Source organism: Thermodesulfobacteriota bacterium (assembly GCA_036482575.1).
Lineage (GTDB): Bacteria > Desulfobacterota > GWC2-55-46 > GWC2-55-46 > JAUVFY01 > JAZGJJ01.
Genome location: JAZGJJ010000128.1, coordinates 1 through 4409, shown reverse-complemented (window position 1 = coordinate 4409; position 4409 = coordinate 1). Strand labels below are relative to the sequence as shown.

At 63.3% G+C, this 4409-nt stretch carries 5 protein-coding genes; all 5 read right to left on the bottom strand.

All coding sequences use genetic code 11. The features are described 5' to 3' along the window. A partial coding sequence (locus V3W31_05735) for an aspartate kinase (GenBank protein ID MEE9614442.1) occupies nt 1–673 on the bottom strand: 673 nt, incomplete at its 3' end. Continuing rightward, entirely contained in the window at nt 674–2092 is a 1419-nt protein-coding gene (lpdA, locus tag V3W31_05730) for a dihydrolipoyl dehydrogenase (GenBank protein ID MEE9614441.1), read from the bottom strand. Then, nucleotides 2089–2529 (bottom strand): tRNA (adenosine(37)-N6)-threonylcarbamoyltransferase complex ATPase subunit type 1 TsaE, encoded by a 441-nt coding sequence (tsaE, locus tag V3W31_05725; protein ID MEE9614440.1) that lies wholly within the window; start codon nt 2527–2529, stop codon nt 2089–2091. Before tsaE ends, lpdA begins: the two co-directional genes overlap by 4 nt. After that, nucleotides 2526–4094, bottom strand: coding sequence for an NAD(P)H-hydrate dehydratase (locus V3W31_05720; GenBank protein MEE9614439.1), 1569 nt, complete (start codon nt 4092–4094; stop codon nt 2526–2528). The genes tsaE and V3W31_05720 overlap by 4 nt, the downstream gene beginning before the upstream one ends. Nucleotides 4095–4096: 2 nt before the next feature. Next, on the bottom strand, nt 4097–4409 hold a 313-nt coding region (acpS, locus tag V3W31_05715), incomplete at its 5' end, for a holo-ACP synthase (protein ID MEE9614438.1).

The window sequence follows — 4409 nt, the reverse complement described above, 5'->3', positions numbered from 1 at the left end:
ATTTTTTCGAGAACTCGACCGAGCGGGTCTGGAGGACCTTCGCCCCCAGGCTCGCCATCTCGAGCATCTCGTCGTACGATACCTTCTTGAGCTTCCTCGCCTCCTTGCAGACCGAAGGGTCGGTCGTGTATATCCCCTCGACGTCGGTGTATATCTCGCAGAGGTCGGCCCCGAGTGCGGAGGCCAGCGCCACGGCCGTGGTGTCCGAGCCCCCCCTGCCGAAGGTGGTTATGTTGCCGTCCACGTCGACCCCCTGGAAGCCGGCAACGACCACGACCGTACCCTTTTCAAGGGCCGCGGTTACCTTACCGGTCTCTATCTTCTCTATCCGGGCCGCTGAGCAGCGGGAGTCTGTAACGATGGGGAGCTGGTGGCCGAGAAAGCTTACGGCCCCGACACCCATCCGGTTAAGCGCCATGGCGAGCAACCCCACCGAGACCTGCTCGCCCGCGGAGACGACTACGTCGCACTCCCTGTCATTCGATACGGAGGACGAGCCGGATGCCTCCCTGGCGAGGGCTATGAGCCTGTCGGTCTCTCCGGCCATGGCCGAGAGCACGACCACCACGTCGTCGCCGCGCTCACGCGCCGCCGCCACCCTCTTTGCCACGTTCTTTATGCGCTCTACGCTGCCGACCGACGTGCCGCCGTATTTTTGAACTATAAGCGCCAACTACCTCTTTCTCCCGATCTTATGCACCGCCTCGCCGTGGACGTCCTCGGCGGCCTCCATGACTACCTCGGGGAGCGTCGGGTGCGCGTGCACGGTCCCGATTATATCCTTTACCTTAAGCCCGGCCTTCACCGCGAGCGCCACCTCGCCTATAAGGTCCGTCGCGTGGGCGCCGACTATGGAGCAGCCGAGCACCTTGTCAGTACCCGGGTCGGCGATCATCTGCACGAAGCCGTCGGCCTCGGCCATGGCAAGGGCCTTGCCGCTCGCGGCGTAGGGGAACCTCCCGACCTTTACCTCGACCCCCTTCTCCTTTGCGTCTTTTTCCTTCATCCCGACGCTCGCTATCTCGGGGTCGGTGAATACACCGGCGGGCACGGCCGAGTAGTCCATCGTCTCGGAGCCGCCGAGCGCATTGGCTGCGGCGACGCCGCCCTCCACACTCGCGATGTGCGCCAGGAGCATACCGCCCGTTACGTCCCCTATGGCGTACACGCCCGGCACGCTCGTGGCCATATGCTCGTCCACCACTATGCGGCCCCTTTCCATACCCACGTTCAAATCTTCGAGGCCCAAACCGTCGGAGTTGAAACTCCTGCCTATGGTAACAAGCACCTTCTCGGTTGTAAACACCCTCCCGTCCTGCAGGCGCGTCTTTACTTCCCCCTCCCCGCCCCCCCCGGCCTCCACGTCCTCGACCGTAACGCCCGTCAGGACCTCGACCCCCGCCTCCTTCAGGCTCTTGGCCACGACCCTCACGACCTGCTTGTCCTCGGTGGAGAGGATGGTCGGCAGCAGCTCGACGACCGTTACCTTGCTCCCGAACTTCGAGAATATCGTCGCGAACTCGCACCCCATGACCCCGCCGCCGATTATAAGGAGGCTCTCGGGGAGCTTTTTCAGGTTAAGCGCCTCGGTGGAGGTAAGGACGTTCTCTCGGTCTATATTGAAGGCCGGTATCATCGCGGGCTCGGAGCCGGTGGCGATTATAACGCTCTTAGCGCCGATTGTACCGGGCGTATCGGTCGTACCGGCCTTGTCCGGCCCGGTTACCCTGACCTTCCCGGCCGCCTCAAGAAAGCCCTCGCCGGTCATGACCTCCACCCCGTTGCCTTTAAGGAGCTGCCCCACCCCGCCTACGAGCCTCCCCACCACGTCGTCCTTCCTGCCTACGGCCTTCGAGAGGTCGAACGACACCTTGCCGGTCGTGACCCCGAACGCCTCGGCCTTCCTGACGGTCGAGAGGGTCTTGGCCGAGTAGTAGAGCGCCTTGGTCGGTATGCAGCCCCTGTTAAGGCAGGTGCCGCCGAGCTTGTCCCTCTCGACGAGCGCCACCCTGGCCCCCTTCTGCGCGCCCCTTATGGCGGCGACGTAGCCTCCAGGGCCGCCGCCTATAACGACTATATCGAACTCGCTCATTTAGTCCTCCGCTCTATCTCTATCCTTCTTTCCGTCTCCCCTTCGTAAAAAAACCTTACGGTCACCGCGCCCTCGGGGACAAGCTCTTCCGACCCCCCCCCTTTTTCGGCCCATTCTATTACGGAGACCCCCTCGCCGTATACGTACTCATCGAGGCCGAGGGCGGAAAGCTCACGGGTGTCGCCGATCCTGTAGAGGTCTATATGGTAAAGGGGAAGCCTTCCCCCTTCGTATACGTGCATTATGGTGAAGCTCGGACTCTTTACGTAGCCCTTGATCCCGAGCCCGCAGGCCACCCCACGGGTGAAACACGTCTTGCCGCTCCCGAGCTCGCCCGTGAGGCCGACCACGTCGCCCGGTGAAAGTTCCTTTGAAAATTCCTCCCCGAGCTCTTCGGTCTCCTCCGGGCTCCCTGTGGTAAAAAGCTCTTTGCTCACTCTACCTTACCGAGCTCCTTTATGACCGAAGGTATGACCGGAAGTAGGTCGGTCGCCACCATGCCTGCGGCACCCGTCTCTTCGGCTACGCGGTCTCCGGCGGCCCCATGGATATATACCGCGCTCGATGCCGCGTCAACCGGGCTCATGCCCTGCGCTAAAAAACCGCCTATCATCCCCGCCAGTACGTCTCCCGTGCCTGCGGTGGCGAGCCCCGAATTACCCGTCGGGTTTATAAAAACCTCGCCCCACGGGGTGGAGACAACCGTGCCAGCGCCCTTCAAAACGACCGTGCAGCCGGTCTTTTTAGCGAGCCTCTCGGTGGTGCCAACCCTGTCGGCCTGGACGTCCGCGACCTCCACGCTGAGGAGCCTCGCCATCTCTCCGGGGTGCGGGGTAAGTACGGCCTGCACGGCCTTCTTAAACATAGACAACCGTCCGTAAAGGGCAATGGCGTTCAGGCCGTCGGCGTCTATTACGAGCGGAACGCCGCACCCGGCCGCTCCCTTTATAACCCCCCTGGTAAAGGCAAGCGTCTCGCCCGAAGCCCCCATGCCCGGCCCTATGACGACCGCGGCCTTGCCCGGAAGAAGCTCCATCGCCCGCTCCACCGAACGGCTGCCGAGCGTCCTCATGCCCGTTTCCGGCAGCGGCTCGGTCATGACCTCTGTGGCCTTCGCCTCCATTACGGCGAGGAGGCTCTCGGGGAGGCCGACCGTCGTGAGCCCGGCCCCGGCCCTCATGGCCCCCATGGCGGCCATGTAGGCGGCCCCCGTCTTTCCGGTTGAGCCCGCAAGCACGAGCACGTGGCCGAAGCTGCCCTTGTGCGAATCCCCCCGCCCCCCCCGCCCCCGAGTGAGCCTTCCGCCTACCTCTCCGTCGTCGAGCAACCTCCACCTTATCTCTTCCCGGTTGAGAAGCTCTAGCGGCATCCCTATATCCACGACTTCGACCCTTCCGGCAAGCTCCCTTCCGGGATACGAGTAGAAGCCGAGCTTCGGGAGCGCCATGGTGGCCGTAACGTCGGCTCTTACGCACGCCCCCGGGGCCTTGCCCGTGGAGGCGTCGAGCCCGCTCGGCACGTCTATGGAGACGACCTTCTTGCCGAGCTTGTTTATAAGCTCTATCGCGGCGGCGTGGACCCCTTTGGGCGGCGAGGAGAGCCCGGTGCCGAATATCGCGTCCACTATTACCGAGGAGTGCCTCAGGCCGAGCACGTGCTTTTCGATCTCGCGTGAAGAACGGAGCGTGTGTATCCCGCCTCCCATCTTCTCCCATACCCGAGCGTTCACCCCGGCGTCACCCTTTATATCCTTCGGGTCGGCAAGGGAGAAGAGCGTGACGCTCATGCCCCGGTTCTTCAGGTGCCGCGCGCAGACGAAGCCGTCTCCTCCGTTATTGCCCTTGCCCGCGACTACGGCCACGCGTCCGCCGCGGGCCGAGCGCGATACGACGTCCGCCGTGCCTCGGCCGGCGTTTTCCATAAGCTGAAGCCCCCGCATGCCGTAGCTCCTTACGGCGAGCCGGTCGAGCTTCCTCATGGTATTGGCGTCGACTACTTTCATAACTAATACTTCTCTACTAGCACCTGCGCCACGGCGTACTCCCCGTCGTGCGAGATGGAGAGGTTGAAATGGTAGTCGTCTTCAAGAAGCCCGGTTACCCTCACCTCCGGCTTTCCCTTTTCGCCGTTAGTGACCTCGATCTCCCTGAAGCCGAGGGGCGTTCCGAGGGCTTTAAAGACCGCCTCCTTGGCGGCGAAGCGCGCCGCGAGGTGCGTCTCCGGGTCTCTTTTTCCCATGCAGTAGCGGATCTCGTCCTCTGAGAAAAGACGCTCCCTCAGCCTCCCCCCCCACCGCTGGAGCGCGGCCCGGAAGCGC

Excerpts from the sequence above, each read along its gene's own strand:
- V3W31_05720 (MEE9614439.1), bottom strand. The coding sequence starts at position 4,094 with ATGAAAGTAGTCGACGCCAATACCATGAGGAAGCTCGACCGGCTCGCC.
- lpdA (MEE9614441.1), bottom strand. The coding sequence starts at position 2,092 with ATGAGCGAGTTCGATATAGTCGTTATAGGCGGCGGCCCTGGAGGCTAC.